Raw genomic sequence first — 24,382 nt, forward strand, 5'->3', positions numbered from 1 at the left:
GTAATCGGTCAGCGTCACACCGTGTTCGGCGATCACCCGGCACTGGTAGACCGGATCGCGGTGGCCGTCGGGGGTTGCCACCACCAGCCGCGCACCCACCGCCAACGGCAGGAAATAGCCCCACAGCGACACGTCGAACGTCGTCGCCGTCTTCTGCAAGTAAATGTCATCGGCGGTGATGTCGTACTCGCCGATCATCCAGCCGACCTGGTTCACGATCGCCGCATGGCTGACCGCCACACCCTTCGGGCGGCCCGTCGAACCCGAGGTGTAGATGACATAGGCCGCGTTGTCCGGGCGCACCGGCGCCACCCGATCCGCATCGGTCACGGGGGCAGTCGAATACGCAGACAGGTCGAGGCCATCCACATTCAGGACGGACCTCTCCCCCGCCTCGAACCCGTCCCGCGTGGTCGACAAGACCACCACCGGCTCCGAGGATTCGAGCACCCACCCGATCCGCTCGGCGGGATGATCCGGATCCACCGGCACATAGGCCCCACCCGCGGTCACCACCGCATACATACCGACCACGAGATCGAGGCTGCGCCGCATCGCGAGCACTACCCGCGACTCCGGACCGACATTCATCGAAATCAGATGCCGTGCCAGCCGATTCACTCGCGCCGCAAACTCGCCGTAGGACAGCGCCTCGCCCTCGAACACCACCGCCACCGCACCCGGCGACGTCGTGGCGGCATGCTCGAACCGATCCAACAACAGACCTTCGAACGCACCCACATCCGTCGCATTGCGCTCGGTGAGCACGGCAGTGCGTTCGGCGGCGTCGAGCAGTTCGATATCGCCGACCGCCATCGACGCATCCGTCACGATCGACGCGAGCAGGCGTTCGAATCGCTGCGCGAATAACGCGACCGTGGATTCGTCGAACAGGTCGGTCGCGAATGTCACCTCACCACCGAGACCGCTCGGGATGCCGTGCTCGTCGTAGCTGTCACCGATGATGAAGTTCAGATCGAACTGCGACAGACCCGCGTCGGTTCCGGCCGGCTCAACAGTCAGGCCGGGCAGCTCGAATCGGCTCTCGGCCAAGTTCTGGAACGACAACCCCACCTGGAACAACGGGTTGCGCGCCTGCGAACGCGCCGGATCGAGCACCTCCACGAGACGCTCGAACGGCAAATCGGCATTTCCGAACGCGCCCAGATCGGTTTCGCGCGTGCGCGCCATCAGATCAACGAACGACTCACTGCCATCCACCACGGTGCGCAGCACCAGAGTGTTGACGAACATGCCGATCAGATCGTCGAGCTCACGCTCACCACGACCCGCGATCGGCGTGCCGACTGCAATGTCGTCGGTACCCGACAGTCGCGCCAGCAGCACAGCCAATGCGGCGTGCACCACGATGAACAGCGTGGCGTCGTAGGCACGGCCGAGGTCCACGAGTGCCGCGTGCACCTTCGCCGGCACCCCGATCGCAACCGTGCCACCCCGACCCGACGTTACCGCCGGCCGCGGCCGATCCGACGGCAGATCCAGCTGATCCGGCACACCCGCCAATTGATCTGCCCAATAGGCGATCTGGCGCGAAATCAACGACTCCGGATCCTCCTCGGACCCCAAAACCTCCCGCTGCCACAACGCGAAGTCGGCGTACTGCACCGGCAACGGAGTCCAGCCCGGCGTCTCACCGTGCGTGCGGGACTCGTAGGCCAGCATCACATCCCGCGCCAACGGCGCCACCGAAGCACCATCCGCGGACACGTGATGCACGGCCACAACGAGGACGTACTCGCCCGGCGCATCCGACACGTCAATCAGGTGAGCCCGCACGGGAACCCGCGTTTGGGCATCGAACCCACCCATCAGCACGGCATGGACGCGTTCGACGGTGTCCTCGGTCGTCACCGACTCGACGACGAGCTCGACTCCCGCTTCGGCCGCCGGCAACACCAGTTGCACCGGCCCGAAGCCTTCGACCTCGGGATAGATGGTGCGCAACGACTCGTGCCGGGCAACGAGGTCGCCCACCGCCGTCTCGAGCGCTGTGATGTCGAGGTCACCCGTGAGCCGGATAGCCAGCCGCACATTGTAAGCGGCCGAATCTGGATCCAACTGGTTGAGGAACCACATCCGCTGCTGCGCAAACGACAACGGCACCCGCTCCGGCCGCGGACCTGCAACCAGCGCGATCCGTCCGGCACCGGCATCCGATTCCACTGCGACAGCGAACCGTTCGACCGACGGCGCTTCGAACAACAACCGCACCGGCACCGACACATCCAGAACGGCGCCGAGCCGGGCTGCGACTCGGGTGGCAAGGATGGAGTTGCCACCGAGAGCGAAGAAATGATCGTCCAAGCCGACCCGCTCGAGGCCGAGGACCTCCGCGAACACCTCCGCCACGGCCTGCTCGATTGGAGTGGTCGGCGCACGGAACACCGCCGCCTCGAACACCGGCGCCGGCAGCGCCCGGCGATCGAGCTTGCCGTTCCCGGTAAGCGGGATCTCGTCGAGCACCATGTACACCGTCGGCAGCATGTGCACAGGCAGATGCTCGGCGGCGTGCTCGGCCAACACATCGGTGTCAAGTTTGGCCCCGTCGCCCGGCAGCAGGTACGCGACCAGCGACACCGCACCAACGTCGGAAGTGTGGCCCACCGTCACCGCGAAGTCGACGGACTCGAAAGCGCTCAACACCGAGTCGATTTCGCCGAGCTCAATCCGGAAACCGCGGATCTTCACCTGGAAGTCGGAGCGTCCCACATAATCGATCTCGCCGGACTCCGTCCACCGCACGAGGTCCCCGGTTCGATACATTCGCTCGCCCGCCACGAACGGGTTTGCCACGAACCGTTCCGCAGTCAGGCCACTGCGTTCGTGATAACCACGCGCCAATTCGGGCCCGGACAAATACAACTCACCCACGACATCGACCGGTGCGCGCCGCAGCCCAGTGTCGAGCACCCATGATGCGGTATTGCGGAGCGGGGCACCGATCGTCACACGCTCCCCCGGCACCAGCGGATCGCTGACATTCGTGACCACAGTCGTCTCGGTCGGGCCGTACCCGTTGACGAACCGACGGCCCGGCGCCCACAGGTCGACCAGCTCCGGTGGACAGGCCTCACCGCCCACCGCCACCGTCTCCACCATGTCGAGCCCAGCCGGGTCGATCGCCGCAAGCACGGTCGGCGTCAGAAGCAGATGGGTCACCGCCTGCTCACGCAGAAAATCCGCCATCTCCACGCCGCCGACAAGGTCGGTCGGAGCCACCACCAGCGTGGCCGCCGCACCGACCGCGAGCAGCAATTCCCCGACAGAAATGTCGAAGCTCGGCGAAGCGAAATGCAGGACTCGTGACTGTGCCGCCGCCTGGTATTTCTCAACCTGACTCGCAGACAACGAGGCGAGCCCACCGTGAGTGACCAGAACACCCTTCGGTCGGCCGGTGGAGCCGGACGTGTAAATCATGTAGGCCGGATTTTCGGCACGCAGGACCGTAACTCGCTCGGCGTAGCTGACCGGGTCGCCGGACTCGGTCTCATACGCGGCGACCGTGTCCGGATCGTCGAGCACAATCCAGTCGAGGGAATCGCCCAGGGTCGCCGCATGCTCCGCCGTGGTCAGGCCAAGCGACGCGCCGGAATCGCCGAGCATGTACTCGATGCGCTCACGCGGATAGGCCGGGTCGACGGGCAGAAATGCCGCGCCGGTCTTGGCGACCGCCCAAAGTGACACGATGTACTCGACCGACCGGCGCTGACCGATCGCCACGACCGACTCGGGGCCGACCCCGCGGCCAATCAGCAGTCTGGCGATGCGCGAGGACAACGCGTCCAACTCGACATAGGTCAGCGCACGGTCACCCACCAGGGCCACCCCCGCCGGGTTGGCTTCCACCGCGGCTGCCAGCAACTGCGGCAACAGTGGGGTACGCGCCGAACGCGGGCGCCTGCCCGGGCGGTCGGACCGCCGGCGCCGTTGCGAGCCCGGCTCGCGCGACTCGCCGGCAACCTCGCGCGTCATGTCCACCACTCCTTCGTTGTTACGTGCACGCGGACGTCGCCCGGCAAATCCGGGACATCGGCCGCGGCACCCACTGTCAGCACCACATCAAGCACATCTTCGGCGACATCGTCACCCAGGTCGGCGAGCACCAGAATCCGCGTCGACGCGAGGCAGGTATGTGCACCGCGCTATATCCGTCCCGTCCACCCGCCCCGCCTCGCGAAGGAACCCGACAAATTGCCCTAACGACGTCACCGCATGCGGACCCCGGCCGAGAGGGCGCAGACACGCGCCATCTCGGCGTCGAAAACTCGATGCTCACCCGGCCGCCGCCGCGTTATGGGCACCGGTCCACACTGTTCTGGGCATTGGTCTTAATATCGTTCCCGTAACCGAAGCGTTACCTACGCCACAGTTCCGTGGTTGCGGCCGCGTGCGAGTGCCTCGGCGGCAATCTCGCGCGTCATGTCCACCACTCCTTCTTGGTTACGTGCAGGCGAACCTCGTCCGGCAAATCCGGAACGTCGGCCGCGGCACCCGCTGTCAGCACCACATCGGACAGGTCTTCCGCGATATCGTCGCCGAGCTCGGCGAGCACGCCCGCCGCGACGAACCCGTGCGTCACCCAATCGTCAGCGAATATATCGCCGACCTCTTTCGCGGAATCCGCCTCCGCAAGCACCATCGCCGCACCAGTGGTCGCCGCGAGCAGGACCTCGAGCACCTGGAACCGCTCATCAGCGCGGTACAGGAACGTCCGGCTCTCCGCATCCAACCCGTAAACACCAGCAGCCGCACCCAAGAACGGCGCGAGTTCCCCATGCGTCACAGTGTGCGCGGACGGCGCGCTCGTGACAAACACCGCATGCTCGGCGGTCAGCTGGGCGCGACGGTGCGCGTAGGAAACGGGCCGGTCGTCCTGGGCCGCGATCTGTTGTGTTGTTGCCGGATCGTCGATCACCAGGTGGAGCGGATCCTGGGCGATCGGCGCGAACTTCGCAATCGTCACAACGACGCTTGCCCCAGAAACCGTTACCGCGTCTCGCAGCGCTTCGGCATCCCTGGTCGGATCCAGTAGCAAGAACGTCGCGCCGGTCTTGGCGACCGCCCACAGCGCCTCGACCGCCGCCTCGGAGCGTGACAGAACGACCGCGACGACATCGCCTGGTCCGGCGCCACGTCCGATCAATTCCCGCGCGAGCCGAGACGAGCGACCGTCGAGTTCTGCGTAGGAAACCTCCTCATCGCCGCGAACCAAAGCGGGCGCCGCAGGGTCCTGTTCGACGATCTCGGCCAGCATCGCCGGCAGGGTATCCGATGCCGTCATCGCGACCGGAGGTGCACCGGCAGCGATACCGGCACCGGCAGCACCGAGCGCGTCGAGGTCGCCTTCGTCGACGAGTTCGATATCGCGCACTCGACCGTCGACATCCCGCACGAACGTGTCGAGGATCCGACGCAGCCGGTCGGCGAGTGTCTCGATCTCGGTGGTGTCGAACACGGCCATGTCGTACTTGAGGCCGAGATCGAGTTGCGCTCCCGCGACGGTAGCGAGCAATCCGAGTGGGTAATGCGATCCGTCCAGCACCTCGACGCTGTTGACCTGCATCCCGTCCAGAGCGGAACCGGCCTCGCTCAGCGCTGCCTGGTCGATCGGGTAGGACTCGAACACGACCAGCGTGTTGAACAACTCGCCGACACCAGCGGCCTGGTGAATCTCGGGCAGGCCGACGTAATGGTGTTCGAGCAGGTCGGCCTGCTCGGACTGCAACCGGCTCAGCAACTCGGACACTGTCGCGTCGCCAGCGATGCGGACCCGGACGGGGATGGTGTTGATGAACAACCCGACCATCGACTCGACCCCGGCAAGATCGGCCGGACGACCGGACACGGTGGCACCGAACACGACGTCGGACTGACCGGTCATCCGACCCAGCAGGATCGCCCACGCCGCCTGCACCATCGTGTTGATCGTGACGCCGAGTTTTCCGGCGGCCTCGGTGAGCCGCGCCGTGTCGGCCTCGGAAAATTCGATGCTCACCCGGTCGATGCCGCTCTCGGTGTGCTGCCGCGACACGGACTCGAGCATCGTGGGTCCCGCGACACCGTCGAGCGCATGCGCCCAGGTGTCGAGGGAGCGCTGCCGGTCCTGCCCGGCCAGCCACACCAGGAAGTTGCGGTAGTCCCGCACCCGGGGCAGCACCGACAGATCGCCGCTGACCGCGTAGAGCACCAGTAGGTCGCGCATCAGCAGCGGCATCGACCAGCCGTCGAGCAGAATGTGGTGGACGGTCACGCCCAGCTGCCACGCGTCGTGCGCGGTGCGAACCAGCGTGAACCGAAGCAGCGGCGGACGGGTCATGTCGAACCCGTTGGCCTGATCCGCGGCCAGGGTGCGACGGGCGCGCTCGGCCCGGTCACCTTCCGCGACACCGGTCAAATCCACCTCACGCCACGGCACGTCGACCCGGCCGAGCACGAGCTGCACCGCGGTCCCCGCCGAGTCGGTGACGAACGCGGTCCGCAGGTTCGTGTACCGCTCGGTCAACGCCTGCGCCGCCGAACGCAATCGCTCGGCATCGAGATAGCCGCCCAGGTGCAGGGTTGCCTGCATCGTGTAGATATCGGCACCGCCGTCGGCGGTGAGCATCGCGTGGAACCGCAGACCCGACTGCAGCGGCGACAGCTGCCACACATCGGTCAGGTTGGGGTAGCGCTGCTCCCAACCGTCGATATCGGTCTGGCCGACCTCGACGAGCGGCAGATCCGACGGTGTCAGGCCACCGGCCACCGGCGCCGCACTGTGCTGCGCGAGCCCGCGCAACGCGTCACTCCAGAGATCCGCGAGTTCCGCCACGTCGGCACGGTCGATCACCCCACGCGGGAAGCTGAACCCGGCACCCAGGACACCGTCGTCGCCGACAGCTGCGTTGATGTCGATCACCGAATGCACCGGAATGGTCGACTCGACCTGCGAGGTCAGCGCGCCCAACGCCCCGGACAGTCCCCACCCGATGTCGGCCAATTCGGCCGGTACCTCGGTGCCACCGACCCGGCCCAGGTAGTTGAAACTGACCTGCCCCTGCGGTAGCTCGGCCAGCACTCCACCCTCGGGATTGAACTGGCGCAGCAGCCCGTAGCCCATACCGCGATCCGGGATCGCGAGTAGCTGCTCCTTGACCGCCTTGATCGCCTCGCCCGCGGCAGCGCCACCGTTGAAGGCATCGGCGATGTCGATCCCGGCCAGGTCCGTCCGCACGGGGTAGGCACTGGTGAACCAGCCCACCGTCCGCGACAGATCCGCACCCGGGATCAGGGTCTCCTCACGGCCGTGACCCTCCATGCGGACCAAAGCCGACGAGAGATCGACGCCCCGGTTGCGTCGCCACGCCACCATCGCCATCGCCAACCCCGCCAACAAGGCGTCGTTGACGCTGGCGCGGTACAACTCCGGCAGATCGCGCAGCACCGCGCCGGTCACCTCGGCCGGGATCTCCACCGTGACCTGATCCACCGTGGACCCGACATCGACAACCGGATCCAATGACCGCGAACCCAGCAACGGATCGGAGACGTCGAGCAGATCCCGCCACAACTCCAGCTCCGCCGAGCGGCCCGCTGCCACTGCCTCCTCGGCCAGGGCATGGGTCCAGCGGCGCATCGAGGTCGCGACCGGCGCCAGCGCCACCGGCTGACCCGCGCTCAACTGCGCCCACGCGATCGCCATGTCCGGCACCAGAATCCGCCACGACACACCATCGACCACGAAGTGATGCCCAACGATGTACAGGATCCCGTGCCGGTCGGCGCCGAAGTCGAACCACAGGAACCGCACCATGTCACCGGTCTGCGGATCCAGCTCACCCAACGCCGCATCGGTGGCCGCCGATGCGACCGCGTTCAACTCGGCGTCATCGATATCGGCCGGCAGCGGGTAATGCCGGATCCACTGTGCGACGTCGACCGACCCGACCGGACGCGCCTCGAACACCCACTCACCGTTCTCGTCACGGTGCAGCGTGGCCCGCAGCATGTCGTGCTGATCCACCACCGAAGCGATCGTCGCCCGCAGCAGTTCGGCATCCATCGACGCCGGAACCTGCACCGGCACCGACTGATTGAACGTCCGGTAATCCCCGCCACCGGCCAGGAACCCTGCCATCACCGGCGTCAACGGCAAGGTGCCAACGCCGCCACCGGGCAACTCCGGAAGCTGGACGACCTCGGCCGTGCCGTCGTCGAACACCGCGACCTCGGCCAAACCAGCCACCGTGCGCTGCTCGAACACATCACGCGGGGTAAACCGGATCCCCCGCGCCCGGGCGCGGGACACGAACTGGATCGACACGATGCTGTCGCCACCCAGGGCGAAGAACGAATCATCGACACTGACCGACCCCAGACCGAGCACCTCGGCCATCACCTCGGCAATGCCCTGCTCCAGCGGTGTCGTCGCGGCACGGAACTCGACCGTCTCGAACACCGGCTCGGGCAACGCCTTACGGTCCAGCTTCCCGATCGGGGTCAGCGGCACCTCGTCGATAACCACGAACGCCGACGGCACCATATGCCCGGGCAACCGGTCCCCGGCAAACCCCGCCAGCACCGCGGTGTCGATCACCACGCCGGGTGCGGGCTGCACATACGACACCAAAACCGTCGCACCCGACTCCAACTGGCTACCCAACGTCACCGCGAACCGCACCGACTCGTGCGACGCGAGCACCGCGTCGATCTCACCGAGCTCGACGCGGAACCCACGGATCTTCACCTGGAAATCGCTGCGACCCACGAACTCGAGTGCACCGTCACGGCGCCACCGCACCAGATCACCGGTGCGGTACATCGGTTCACCGCCCGTGGCGTACGGATTGGCCACGAACCGGTCCGCGGTCAGACCCGCCCGCTCCTGATACCCCCGCGCCAACGCGTCACCGCACAGATACAACTCACCCGCCGTACCGACCGGCACCGGACGCAACCGGGCATCGAGCACCAACGCCGACATCCCCGGGATCGGGGCACCGATCGTCACCGGTCCCGCCGCATCCAGCCTCGCGTAGGAGGAGATGATCGTCGTCTCCGTCGGGCCGTACCCGTTGAAGAACCGCCGCCCCGGCGCCCACCGCGCCACCAACTCCGGCGTGCACACATCACCACCGGTCTGCACCATCACAAGCTCCGGCAACTCCGCCGGATCCATCGTGCCCAGCACCGCCGGGGTGACGATCGCGTGCGTCACCCGCTCGGCAGCGAGCAACTCGGTCAACTCGACCCCGCCGATCACCCCCGCCGGCACGATCACCAGCGTCGCACCGTTCGAGAACGCCGCCGTCCATTCCAGCACCGACGGATCGAAACTCGGCGAACACACATGCAGGAACCGCGAATCCGCATCCACCCCGTACAACCCGGTCGCATACGCCGTCAGACCCGCCAACCCGGCATGAGTGACCGCGACACCCTTCGGGCGCCCCGTCGAACCCGAGGTGTAAATCATGTACGCCGTGTTCGACACCCGCACCGATGCGAGCCGGTCCGCATCGGTCACCGCATCGGCGGAGAAACCGGCCAACGCCTGGTCGGTATCCGGTGCATCCAGGACCAGCCACTGCACCCCATCGGGTAGCCCATCGACGTACTCCGAACCCGTAACACCAAGCAGCGCAGCCGAATCCGACAGCATGTACTCGACACGATCGACCGGATACGTCGGATCCACCGGCACGTAGGCCGCACCGGTCTTGGCAACCGCCCACACCGCCAGCACCATCGCGTAGGACCGTGGCAATGCCAGCGCCACAATGGCTTCCGGACCGACACCGCGACCGATCAGCAGTCGCGCCAACCGGCTCGACGACTCGTCCAACTCCGCGTACGAATACGACCGGCCCTCGAACCGCACCGCCACCGCAGCCGGGGACGACAGCACCGCCGCGGTCAACAACTCCGGCAACAAGCCGACCGGCATCGCCCCCGCACCCGGCACCCGGATCAGCTCGGCAACCTCACCGGCATCGAGGATCTCGATATCCCCCACCAGTGCAGCGGAATCGGTCACGAACGCCTCGAACACCCGGACCAGCCGCCGGCCGAATTCGACCATCGACACCTCGTCGAACAGGTCCGTGGCATAGGTCAACGCACCCGACATCCCGCCGGCACCGAGCTCGGACACCGTGACCTGCAGGTCGAACTTCGCCGTGTCGACACCGGCGTCGAGACCGGCCACGGTCAACCCCGGCAGTTCGAAACGTGATTCGACGTGATTCTGGAACGAGAGCGCCACCTGGAACAATGGATGCCGCGCCTGTGACCGAGCGGGGTCGAGCACCTCCACCAACCGCTCGAACGGCACGTCCGCATGCCCGAACGCGGCGACGTCGGTCGCCCGCGCCTGCGTCAACACCTCGTCGACCGACGCCCCACCCTCGACCGGAGTGCGCAGCACCAGGGTGTTGACGAACATGCCGATCAGATCGTCGAGTTCCCGTTCACCGCGACCCGCGATCGGCGTACCGATCGCCACATCGTCGCCGCCGGACAGGCGCGCAAGCAGCACCGCGAGCGCGGTATGCACCACCATGAACAGGGTTGCCTCGTGCTCCCGCGCAAGATCCACCAACCCGGCATGCAGCTGCGCCGGGACCTCGAACCCGACCGTGGCACCGCGGCCCGACGCGACCGCCGGCCGCGGCCGATCCAACGGCAGCGCCAACTCGTCCGGCACGCCCGCGAGCTGGGTTGTCCAGTAGTCGAGCTGACCGGCAATCAGCGACTCCGGATCATCCTCGGAGCCCAGGACCTCCCGCTGCCACAACGCGAAGTCGGCGTACTGCACCGGCAACGGCGTCCAGCCCGGCGCCTCGCCCCGGGTACGGGACTCGTACGCCATCATCACATCGCGCGCCAGCGGACCCACCGAGAAACCATCGGTAGCTATGTGATGCACCACGACCACCAGCACGAACTCGTCGGTGACATCGGTGATCCGGAACAGCCGTGCCCGCACCGGAACCCGCTCGGTCAGGTCGTCGAACCCGCGACCCGCGAACCCTGCAATCTCGGCGAACACCTCGGACTCACGCACCGACGCCGACGACAGTGCCACCCCGGCCTCGGCCGGCGGGAGTACCTGCTGGAACCCGATCCCATCGACCTCCGGGTACACCGTGCGCAGCGACTCGTGTCGCGCCACCACATCGCCCACCGCCAGTTGCAGTGCAACAGTGTCGAGTTCACCCGTCAACCGGATGGCCATCGGCATGTTGTAGGCCGCCGACTCCGGATCCAACCGGTTCAGGAACCACATCCGCGACTGCGCCAACGACAACGGGACACTCTCCGGCCGCGGACCCGCCACCAACGCCACCCGCCCCGCACCCGCATGCGCCTGGACCGCCACCGCAAGGCGTTCCACCGCGGACGCCTCGAACAACACCCGCACCGGGATGGTCGCATCCAGCACCTGACCCAGGCGAGACATGACCTGCATGCCCAGCAGCGAGTTGCCGCCCAGGGCAAAGAAGTCATCGTCGAGGCCGACCCGGTCGAGGCCGAGCACCTCGGCGAACACATCGGCAACGGCCTGCTCGATCGTGGTTGTCGGGGCGCGGAACGCCGCGGCCTCGAATACCGGCGCCGGCAGCGCCTTACGATCCAGCTTGCCGGACGGGTTGAGCGGCAACGCCGCCAAAGCGATGATCTGGGTGGGCACCATGTAGGACGGAACCCGCTCGGACACCGCACGGCGCACCGCATCCGCATCCACCGTGGTGTAGGCGGTGACATAGCCGACCAAGCGATCGGTGACACCGTCGTTGTGCACCACCACAACCGACTGCGCCACACCCTCAACCGCGAGCAACGCCGCCTCGATCTCGCCGAGCTCGATGCGCTGACCACGCAGCTTCACCTGGAAGTCGGTCCGGCCCAGGTACTCGATGACACCGGCACCCGAACTATCGGTCGTCCAGCGAACCAGGTCGCCGGTGCGGTAGAGCCGTCCACCGCCACCGAAGGGGTTGGCCACGAAGCGCTCGGCCGAGAGGTCCGGCCGGCCGAAGTATCCGCGCGCGACCTGCACACCCGCCATGTACAACTCGCCCGCCACACCCGGCGCCACCGGCCGCAACCGGGCATCGAGCACGAACGCCCGGCTGTTGTAGACCGGAGCGCCGATCGGCACGAACGCGCCCAGCACCGCCGGCGCCGGTGCCGCGGTCGCATGCACCGTGAACTCCGTCGGGCCGTACAGGTTGTGCACCTCCGCGCGGCTGCGCGCCCGGAACGCGGATACAGTCTGCGCCGGCAGTGCCTCACCGGCCACGAACACCGCCCGCAGCGAAGCGCAACTACCCGCGGTGAACTCAGTGACGAACGCCGACAGCATCGAGGGCACGAAAGAGGTCAACGTCACCGACTGTTCCTCGATCACGCGCACCAGGTACGCGGGGTCGCGGTGCCCATCCGCGGCCGCGGCTACCAGTCGACCGCCAACACCATTGACGGCGAACAACTCCCACACCGACACATCGAACGTGGTCGGGGTCTTCCACAGCACCACATCCAACGCGTTCACGCCGTACTCGCCCGCGACCCAACCGATCTGGTTGACCACCGACCGGTGTGCCACCGCAACGCCCTTGGGGCGACCGGTCGAACCGGAGGTGTAGATGACGTAGGCCGCATTGCCCGGCCGCAGCGGGCTCAGCCGGTCCGCGTCGGTGACCGGATCCGGGGAGTAACCCGACACATCGAGGGTGTCGAGGCACAGAAGCGGTCGCTCCGCAGGCTCCGCGCCGGTGACAGACCTCTCCCGCACATCGTCACCGTCGTCGGTGGTGGTCAGCACCACTACCGGATCGGCCGACTCCAGCACGTACGCGGTGCGGTCGGCCGGATGATCCGGGTCGACCGGCACGTACGCACCGCCCGCGGCGACCACGGCATAGATCCCGGTGAGCAGATCCGGACCGCGACGCATCGCGACCGCGACCCTCGATTCCGGGCCCACACCGATCGAAATCAAATGCCGGGCAAGGCGATGCACCCGCGCGGCGAACTGCGCATAGGTCAGCTCTTCGCCTTCGAACACGACCGCGACCTCGTCCGGGGACGTGGCAACCGTCTGCTCGAACCGGTCGAGCACCAGGCCGTCGAACGCACCGACATCGGTGGCGTTCCACTCCGACACCACCAACGCCCGCTCCGCGGCGGTCAGCAGCTCCACATCACCAACGGCCACACTCGGGTCGGCGGTGACCGCCTCGAGCACCCGGACCAGGCGCTGCCCGAACCCGGCCACGGTGGCCTCGTCGAACAGATCCGTCGCATAGGTCAGCGTCCCGCCGTACCCGGCGCCGCCGGGATCCGCACCGAGGGTGACGAGAAGGTCGAACTTGGCTGTGTCCGTCGGGTTCTCGACACCCTCGATCGTGAGACCAGCGATCTCGAACCGGGTCTGCTCGAAGTTCTGGAACGCCAACATCACCTGGAACAGCGGATTGCGTGCCTGCGAACGAATCGGATCGATGATCTCGACGAGCCGTTCGAACGGCACATCGGCGTTACCGAAAGCACCCAGATCGGTGTCGCGGGCGCGGGCCAGCAGATCGGCGAACGACTCGCCCCCATCCACACCGGTGCGCAGCACCAGCGTGTTGACGAACATGCCGACCATGTCATCGAGCTCGCGCTCACCACGACCCGCCACCGGGGTGCCGATCGCGATGTCGTCGGTCCCCGACAACCGCGACAACACCACCGCGAGCGCGGCATGCACCACCATGAACGGCGTCGCGTTCAAGCGGCGGCCGAGTTCCTCGACGCGCGCACCCAAATCCGCGTCGATATCGAACCCGACCTCGGCACCGGCAAACGACGCGACATGCGGGCGCGGCCGATCGGCAGGCAGCGAAATCTCTTCCGGCAGGCCGGCAAGTTCGCGCGTCCAGTACGACAGCTGCTGCGAAATAACCGATTCCGGGTCGTCCTCGGAACCGAGTACCTCGCGCTGCCACAAGGCGAAGTCGGCGTACTGCACCGGTAGCGGAGCCCAGCCGGGCTCCGCGCCGCGAGCGCGCGCCTCGTAGGACACCATCACGTCGCGGGCGAGCGGACCGACCGATGCTCCGTCACCGGAGATGTGGTGCATCACGACGGCAAGCAGATGCTCGTCGGTGGCGAGCCGGAAAAGAGCTACCCGGAACGGGGTTTCGCGCGTGACGTCGAACCCGCGGAGCAGGAACTCGCGGACCGCATCGATCGCACGGGCCGGATCCACCTCGACTGGCGTGACATCCGGGGTTGCGTCCGCGCTCGGGAGGACCACCTGATGGCCGACACCGTCCACCTCGGGGTAGATCGTGCGCAGCGTCTCCTGCCGCTCGACGAGATCGGTGACGGCACGCTGCAACGCATCGGTATCCACTGGGCCGGTGATGCGCAGCACCGCCGGGATGTTGTCCACCGCAGAATCCGGGTTGAGCCGGTTGAGGAACCACATCCGCGACTGCGCCAACGACAACGGGACCTGCTCCGGGCGGACCTGGGGTACCAACGCCACCCGTCCCGCACCCGCATGCGACTCGGCAGCCACCGCAAGACGTTCCACCGTCGATGCGTCGAACAAGGCGCGCACCGGCACCGTGGCATCCAATGCCGCACCGAGACGCGAAACCACCTGCATCGCCAACAGGCTGTTTCCACCGAGGGCGAAGAAGTCGTCGTCCAAACCGACCCGGTCGATCCCGAGGACCTCGGCGAACACGCCGGCCACGGCCTGCTCGATCGAAGTCGTCGGTGCCCGGAACACCGCCACCTCGAACACCGGTGCCGGCAGAGCCTTGCGATCCAACTTCCCGGAAGCATTCAGCGGGAACGAATCCAGGATCATGATCTGCTCGGGCACCATGTACGACGGCACCCGCGCAGCAACGAAAGCACGGATCTGCTCCGGATCGCTGGCGGCGTCGCCCACCACGTAGCCGACCAGCCGATCGGTGATGCCGTCGCCCCGCACCACAACCACCGACTGCGTGACACCATCGAAGGCGAGCAGCGCCGCCTCGATCTCACCGAGCTCGATACGCAAACCGCGCAGCTTCACCTGGAAATCGGTGCGCCCCAAATAATCCAACTCACCAACCGGGGTCCACCGCACCAGGTCACCGGTGCGGTACATCCGCTCGCCCGCCTCGCCGTACGGGTTGGTCACGAACCGGTCCGCCGTCAGATCAGCGCGACCCAGGTAGCCGCGGGCCAACTGCACACCCGCCAGGTACAACTCACCCGGCACCCCGACCGGGACCGGACGCAACCGGGCATCGAGGACGAACACCTCGGTGTTGAACACCGGTGCACCGATCGGCACACTCACCGTGTCCGCATCGGTCACCTCATGGAACGTCACGTCCACCGCGGCTTCGGTCGGGCCGTACAGGTTGTGCAACCCGGTGCTCGGCACCACCGTGCGCAACCGCTGCGCCACATCACCGGTCAACGCCTCACCCGAAGCGAACACCCGCCGCACCGACGGGCACGACCCCGCCGCCACCGCACCCACAAACGCCGCCATCATCGACGGCACGAAATGCAGCGTCGTCACCGACTGCTCGGCGATCAGCCCCGCCAGATACACCGGATCCCGGTGACCGTCCGGCGCCGCCACCACCAGACGCGCACCCACACCCAAGGCCCAGAACAACTCCCACACCGACACATCGAAGGTGACCGGCGTCTTCCACAACACCACATCGGAGCCATCGAGGGCGTAGGCCGTCTGCATCCACTCCAGGCGGTTCACGATCGCGCCGTGGGTGACCGCGACACCCTTCGGGCGACCCGTCGAACCCGAGGTATAAATCACATACGCCGTGTTGCCGGCACGCAACGGCGCCACCCGATCCGCATCCGTCACCGGATCCGCCGAATAGCCCGACACATCGAGGGTGTCCACCGCCACGACAGACCGATCGCCTGCATCGACGCCAGCGCGCTGCGTGGTCAGCACCACCACCGGATCCGCCGAATCCAACACGTACGCAATGCGGTCGGCCGGGTGATCCGGATCGACCGGAACGTACGCGCCGCCCGCGGCGGTCACCGCATAAATCGCCGCCAGCAGATCCGTGCCACGCCGCATCGCCACCGCGACCCGCGACTCCGGACCCACACCCAGCGACATCAGGTGCCGCGCAAGCCGGTTCACCCGTGCGGCGAAATCGGCGTAGGTCAGCGAGTCGCCCTCGAACACCACCGCCACGGCATCCGGCGTCGCGGCAACGGCACGGTCGAACCGGTCGAGCAACAGTCCGTCGAACACACCGACATCGGTGGCGTTCCACTGCGAGAGGACCGCGTCGCGCTCGGCGGCGTCGAGGATGTCGATATCCCCGACCGGGACCTCGGCGTTTGCGGCCACCCTCGCCAAGACCCGCAGGAGCCGGGCGGCGAGTGTCTCGATCTCGGTGGTGGCGAAGAGAGCCAGGTCGTATTTGAAGTCGACCACAAGTTGCGCACCGAGGTTGACCAGCAATGTGAGTGGGTAATGCGATCCGTCGAGGATGTCGACGCCGGTGACCGCCATCCCATCGAGCGCGGAACCGGCCTCGCTCAACGCTGCCCGGTCGATCGGGTAGGACTCGAACACGAACAGCGTGTTGAACAACTCGGCCACGCCGGCGGCGTGGTGGATGTCGGTCAGGCCGAGGTAGTGGTGTTCGAGCAGGTCGGCCTGCTCGGACTGCAAGCGGCCCAACAGCGCCGAGAACGTGGCGTCGGCGGCGATGCGGACCCGGACGGGGATGGTGTTGATGAACAACCCGACCATCGACTCGACCCCGGCGATGTCGGCCGGGCGACCCGACACGGTGGCACCGAACACCACATCCGAGGATCCGGTCATGCGGCCGAGCAGGATTGCCCATGCCGCCTGCACCATGGTGTTGAGCGTGACGCCCAGCGCGGCCGCGGCCTCGGTGAGCCGCGCCGTCTCGGCCTCGGACAGGTGCACACCCACCTTGCCGGTGCCGCTTTCGGTGTGCTGCCGCGACACGGACTCGAGCATCGTGGGTCCCGCGACACCGTCGAGCGCATGCGCCCAGGTGTCGAGGGAGTGTTGCCGGTTCCGCTCGGCCAGCCACACCAGGAAGTTGCGGTAGTCCCGGACTCGGGGCAGCACCGAAAGGTCACCGCTGACCGCGTAGAGCACCAGCAGGTCCCGCATCAGCAGTGGCATCGACCAGCCGTCGAGCAGAATGTGGTGGACGGTCACGCCCAGCTGCCACGCGTCGTGGCCGGTGCGGATGAGGGTGAACCGCATCATCGGCGGACAGGTCATATCGAACCCGGCCGCCTGCTCGGCGGTCAGCTCCGCACGCACCTGCTCGGCTCGCTCGGTCTCGGTCAGATCCGTCAAATCCAGCTCACGCCACGGCACGTCGACCCGGCCGAGCACGAGCTGCACCGCGGTCCCCGCCGAGTCGGTGACGAACGCGGTCCGCAGGTTCGTGTACCGCTCGGTCAACGCCTGCGCCGCCGAACGCAATCGCTCGGCATCGAGATAGCCGCCCAGGTGCAGGGTCGCCTGCATCGTGTAGATATCGACGCCGCCCGCGACGTCGTCGGCGGTGAGCATCGCGTGGAACCGCAGACCCGACTGCAGCGGCGAAAGCTGCCACACATCGGTCAGGTTCGGGTAGCGCTGCTCCCAGCCGTCGATGTCGGTCTGACCCACCTCGACGAGCGGCAGATCCGACGGTGTCAGGCCACCGGCATCCGGTGCCGCACTATGGGTGGCCAGAGCAGCCAACGCCTGACTCCACAGGTCGGCCAGATCCTGCACCTCGGCGCGGTCGATCACCCCGACAGGGAAGGTGAACCCGGCACCCAGGACACCGTCGTCGCCGACAGCCGCGTTGATGTCGATCACCGAATGCACCGGAATGGTCGACTCGACATGCGAGGTCAGCGCGCCCAACGCCCCGGACAGTCCCCACCCGATGTCGGCCAATTCGACCGGTACCTCGGTGCCAGCGACCCGGCCCAGGTAGTTGAAACTGACCTGCCCCTGCGGCAAGCCGGCCAGCACTCCACCCTCGGGATTGAAGTGGCGCAGCAGCCCGTAGCCCATACCGCGATCCGGGATCGCGAGTAGCTGCTCCTTGACCGCCTTGATCGCCTCGCCCGCAGCGCGGCCACCAGTGAAGGCGTCGGCCACGTCGATTCCGGCCAAATCGGCGCGCACCGGGTAGGCACTGGTGAACCAGCCGACCGTCCGCGACAGATCCGCACCCGGGATTAGGGTCTCCTCACGGCCGTGACCCTCCATGCGGACCAAAGCCGACGAGAGATCGACGCCCCGGTTGCGTCGCCACGCCACCATCGCCATCGCCAACGCCGCCAACAAGGCGTCGTTGACACTGGCGCGATACAACTCCGGAAGATCGCGCAGCACCGCGCCGGTAATCTCGGTCGGGATCTCCACCGTGACCCGATCCGTGCTCGACTCGATATCGACGTTCGGATCCAGCGCCCGCGAACCCAGCAGCGGATCCTCCACCGCAAGGACCTCGCGCCACAACTCCAGCTCCGCCGCGCGGCCCGGTGACACTGCCTCCTCGGCCAGGGCATGGGTCCAGCGGCGCATCGAGGTCGCGACCGGCGCCAGCGCCACCGGCTGATCCGCGCTCAGTTGCGACCACGCAATCGCCATGTCCGGCACCAGAATCCGCCACGACACACCATCGACCACGAAGTGATGGCCAACGATGTAAAGCACACCGTGCCGACTGTCACCGGCGAAGTCGAACCACAGGAACCGCACCATGTCACCGGTCTGCGGATCCAGCTCACCCAACGCCGCATCGGTGGCCTTCGACGCCACCGCACTCAACTCGGCGTCATCGATATCGGCCGGCAGCGGGTAATGCCGGATCCACTGTGCGACATCGACCGACCCGACCGGACGGGCCTCGAACACCCACTCACCGTTCTCGTCACGGTGCAGCGTGGCCCGCAGCATGTCGTGCGCATCGACAACCGTGGCAATGGTTGCGGTCAACAACTTCAGATCCATCGACGCCGGAACCTGCACCGGCACCGACTGATTGAACGTCCGGTAATCCCCACCACCGGCCAGGAACCCTGCCATCACCGGCGTCAACGGCAAGGTGCCAACGCCGCCACCGGGCAACTCCGGAAGCTGGACGACCTCGGCCGTGCCGTCGTCGAACACCGCGACCTCGGCCAAACCGGCCACCGTGCGCTGCTCGAACACATCGCGCGGGGTAAACCGGATCCCCCGCGCCCGCGCCCGCGACACGAACTGGATCGACACAATGCTGTCGCCACCGAGGGCGAAGAACGAATCATCGACACTGACCGACCCCAGACCGAGCACCTCGGCCATCACCTCGGCAATGCCCTGCTCCAGCGGTGTCGTCGCGGCACGGAACTCGACCGTCTCGAACACCGGCTCGGGCAACGCCTTACGGTCCAGCTTCCCGATCGGGGTGAGCGGCACCTCGTCGATAACCACGAACGCCGACGGCACCATATGCCCGGGCAACCGGTCCCCGGCAAACCCGGCCAGGACACCGGTATCGATCGCGGTGCCCGGCACGGGCTGCACATAGGACACCAGCACCGTGGCACCCGACTCGAGCGTGCGCCCGAGCGTGACCGCGAACCGCACCGACTCGTGGGCCGCGAGCACCGTGTCGATCTCACCGAGCTCGACGCGGAACCCACGGATCTTCACCTGGAAATCGCTGCGCCCCACGAACTCGAGTGCACCGTCACGGCGCCACCGCACCAGATCACCGGTGCGGTACATCGGTTCACCGCCCGTGGCGTACGGATTGGCCACGAACCGGTCCGCGGTCAGACCCGCCCGCTCGTGATAGCCGCGCGCCAACGCGTCACCGGACAGATACAACTCACCCGCCGTACCGACCGGCACCGGACGCAACCGGCCATCGAGCACCAGCGCCGACATCCCCGGGATCGGGGCACCGATCGTCACCGGAGCAGCCACATCCAGCCTCGCGTAGGAGGAGATGATCGTCGTCTCCGTCGGGCCGTACCCGTTGAAGAACCGCCGCCCCGGCGCCCACCGCGCCACCAACTCCGGCGTCGAGGCGTCGCCACCGGTCTGCACCATCACCAGTTCCGGCAACTCCGCCGGATCCATCGTGCCCAGCACCGCCGGCACGATCATCGCGTGCGTCACCCGCTCGGCGACCAGCAACTCGGTCAACTCGACCCCGCCGATCACCCCCGCCGGCACGATCACCAGCGTCGCACCGTTCGAGAAGGCCGCCGTCCACTCCAGCACCGACGGATCGAAACTCGGCGAACACACATGCAGGAACCGTGAATCCGCGTCCACCCCGTACAACCCGGTCGCATACTGCGTCAGACCGGCCAACCCGGCATGGGTGACCGCGACACCCTTCGGGCGCCCCGTCGAACCCGAGGTGTAAATCATGTATGCCGTGTTCGACACCCGCACCGGCGCGACCCGATCCGCATCGGTCACCGGGTTCGCGGAGAACTCCGCCAGCGCCTGGTCGGTGTCGGGTGCATCGAGCACCAGCCACTGCACCGCACCGGGCAGAGCATCGACATGCGCCGCGGCGGTGATACCGAGCAGCGCAGCCGAATCCGACAGCATGTACTCGACACGATCGACCGGATACGTCGGATCCACCGGCACGTAGGCCGCACCGGTCTTGGCAACCGCCCACACCGCCAGCACCATCGCGTAGGACCGCGGCAATGCCAGCGCCACCATGGCTTCCGGACCCACACCACGACCGATCAGCAGTCGCGCCAACCGGCTCGACGACTCGTCCAACTCCGCGTACGAATACGACCGGCCCTCGAACCGCACCGCCACCGCATCCGGCGACGACAACACCGACGCGGTCAACAACTCCGGCAACAAGCCGACCGGCATCGCCCCCGCACCCGGCACCCGGATCAGCTCGGCAACCTCACCGGCATCGAGGATCTCGATATCCCCCACCAGCACAGCGGAATCGGTCACGAACGCCTCGAACACCCGGACCAGCCGCCGGCCGAATTCGACCATCGACACCTCGTCGAACAGGTCCGTGGCATAGGTCAACACAGCACCCATACCGACCGGACCGCCCTGCGGATCCGCCTGGTGCTCCGACAACGTCACCTGCAGGTCGAACTTCGCGGTATCCGACACAGCGTCCAGGGCTGCGACCGTGAGGCCGGGCAACTCGAACCGGGTCGTGCCGAGGTTCTGGAACGAGAGCGCCACCTGGAACAGCGGGTTACGCGCCTGCGAGCGGGCCGGATCGAGAATCTCCACCAGCCGCTCGAACGGCACATCCGCGTGCCCGAACGCGCCGAGGTCGGTTTCCCGCGTCTGCGCGAGCAGATCCGCGACCGATTCGCCACCATCCACACCGGTGCGCAGCACCAGGGTGTTGACGAACATGCCGATCAGGTCATCGAGTTCACGCTCACCGCGACCCGCGATCGGCGTTCCCACCGCAATATCGTCGGTCCCCGACAGTCGCGCCAGCAGGACCGCCAGCGCCGCGTGCACCACCATGAACAGCGTCGCGTCGTGCGCGCGCGCCAACTCCACCAACCCGGCATGCAGCTGCGCCGGGATTTCGAACTCGACGTTCGCACCCCGACCCGACGCCACCGCGGGCCGCGGCCGGTCCGAAGGCAGATCCAACTGATCCGGCACGCCCGCGAGCTGGCTGCTCCAGTAGGCAATCTGCCGCGATATCAGCGATTCCGCATCATCATCGGAGCCGAGCACCGCGCGCTGCCACAGGGCGTAGTCGGCGTACTGCACCGGCAACGGCAACCAGCTCGGCGCCTCGCCCCGGGTACGGGACTCGTACGCCAGCATCACATCCCGCGCCAGCGGCGCAACCGAGAAACCATCGGTGGCAATGTGATAGGCCACGAACACCAACACGAACTCGTCGCCTACGTTGTCGCTCACCCGGAACAGTCGCGCGCGCACCGGTACCTCGGTCGTGATATCGAATCCACGCCCGACCACCCCGGCCACCGCACCGAAGAGTTCCGCCTCGGTCACCGACACCGGCGCGAGATCGAGGCCGACCTGTTCAGCCGAAAGCACCAACTGGTAGCCGATACCATCGATCTCCGGGTACACCGTGCGCAGCGACTCGTGCCGCCCCAGCACGTCGAACATCGCCGCCTGCAACGCATCGAGATTCAGCGTCCCCGACATCCGGATCGCCATCGGGATGTTGTCGACCACCGAATCCGGATTGAAGCGGTTGAGGAACCACATCCGGGTCTGGGCCATCGACAACGGGATCCGCTCCGGCCGCGGACCGGCCACCAACGCGACCCGCCCGGTGCCGGTGTGCGAGGCGACCGCCACCGCAAGCCGTTCCACTACCGGCGCCTCGAACAACACCCGCACCGGGATACTCGCATCCAACGCCGCACCCAGACGCGAAACCACCTGTGTCGCCAACAGGCTGTTACCGCCGAGGGCGAAGAAATCATCATCGGCACCAACGCGGTCGATCCCGAGCACCTCGGCGAACACCCCCGCCACCACCTGCTCGATCGGCGTCACCGGCGCCCGGAACTCGCTCTGCACGACAACCGGCGCCGGCAACGCCTTACGATCCAACTTCCCGTTCACCGTCAACGGGATCCGCTCCAGCACCACGAACCCGGTCGGCACCATGTACACCGGCAGCGACTCACCCGCGAGTGTGCGCAGCGCCTCGATGTCGAGCACCGCACCCGCCGCCGGCACCAGATACGCCACCAACCGGGCATCACCGGGAGTGTCCTCGCGCACCACCACCGCGCACTCACCCACACCGGGCAACGAAGCCACCACGGCCTCGACCTCACCCAACTCGATCCGGAACCCACGCACCTTCACCTGATCATCGGCACGACCCACAAACTCGAGCTCGGCCGCGGCAGGAGCCGAACCTGCGGAGCGACCCTCGGGCACAGTCCAGCGCGCCACGTCACCCGAGCGGTACAACCGTCCACCGGAACCGAACGGATCGGCCACGAACCGCGTCGCGTTCAGATCCCCGCGACCCAGATACCCCCGCGACAACTGACCACCCGCGATATAGACCTCACCCGCCACACCCACCGGCACCGGACGCAACCGCGAATCCAGCACATACACCCGCAGCCCCGCGATCGGGCCACCCACCACACTCGCGGCCGTGGTGTCGGTGGCCCCGATCCGGCGGTGCGTCACATGCACCGTGGTCTCGGTGATGCCATACATGTTCACCAACACCGCGTCACGATCCCCGCGCCGATCGAACCAGCCGGCCAGCCGGCGCGGCTCCAACGCCTCGCCACCGAAAATCACATACCGCAACGCCAACCCCACCGGACCATCCCCACCCTCGGAGTGGGCACGATCGGCCTCGGCGAACTGATAGAACGCCGACGGCGTCTGATTGAGGACCGTCACACCCTCGGCGGCCACCAACTCCAGGAACTGCGCCGGCGAGCGCGAGGTGTAGTAGTCCACCACCACCAGCCGCCCACCGGTCAGCAACGGGCCCCACAACTCCCACACCGAGAAATCGAACGCCACCGAATGGAACATCGTCCACACATCACCGGCACCGAACCCGTACAACTCCTCGGTCCCGGCCATCAACTCGACCACGTTGCGGTGCGCCACCGCCACACCCTTCGGGCGCCCGGTCGACCCCGAGGTGTAAATCACGTAGGCGACATGCTCCGGCCGCAGTAGCGCGGTGCGCTCGGCATCCGAAATCGGCTCCCCCGACACGGCACTCAGATCGAGGGTGTCGATATCGATCACCGTGGTCCCGGCGAACTCGTGCTCACACCCCGACCACGAAATCACACACACCGGCGCACTGTCGCCCACCACGTACGCGATCCGCTCGACCGGATACGACGGATCCAACGGCACATACCCCGCACCGGCCTGCACCACCGCCAGCATCGCCACCACCACATCCAGCGACCGCGGCAACGCCACCCCCACCAGCGACTCCGGACCCACACCCTGTGCGATCAGATACCGCGCAAGACGATTCGCCCGCACCCCCAACTCGCCATAAGTCAACCGATCCGCACCGAACACCACCGCAACCGCGCCCGGATCCCGCGCCACCTGCCCGGCGAACCCGCCCGCCAACGTCGCCGACCCATCCGCACCCGACCCGACACCCGCCCCACTCCACACATCCACCAACACCGACCGCTCGGCAGCATCACCGATCGCGATATCCCCCACCGCCACCGCGGGATCGGCCACCACCGCAGCGATGACCCGCATGAGCCGGTCTGCGAACGACTGCGCAGTGCGCTCGTCGAACAGGTCGGTGGCATAAGTGATTCCACCGAACAA

The 24,382-nt window shown here is 67.2% G+C and carries 3 protein-coding genes; all 3 read right to left on the reverse strand.

The window, feature by feature from the left end:
* On the reverse strand, positions 1 to 3,993 hold a 3,993-nt coding region (locus OG921_RS26445; RefSeq protein WP_266115537.1), incomplete at its 3' end, for an amino acid adenylation domain-containing protein.
* A complete protein-coding gene (locus OG921_RS26450) occupies positions 3,990 to 4,124 on the reverse strand; it encodes a hypothetical protein (RefSeq protein ID WP_266115538.1) in 135 nt (44 codons plus the stop codon). The genes OG921_RS26450 and OG921_RS26445, both read right to left, overlap by 4 nt.
* A 314-nt stretch (positions 4,125 to 4,438) precedes the next feature.
* The gene (locus OG921_RS26455; RefSeq protein WP_266115539.1) at positions 4,439 to 24,382 is read right to left on the reverse strand and encodes a non-ribosomal peptide synthase/polyketide synthase; all 19,944 of its coding nucleotides are present in this window, start codon (positions 24,380 to 24,382) and stop codon (positions 4,439 to 4,441) included.

Origin of the sequence: Aldersonia sp. NBC_00410 (genome assembly GCF_026342035.1) — a bacterium.
Taxonomy (GTDB): Bacteria; Actinomycetota; Actinomycetes; order Mycobacteriales; family Mycobacteriaceae; genus Aldersonia.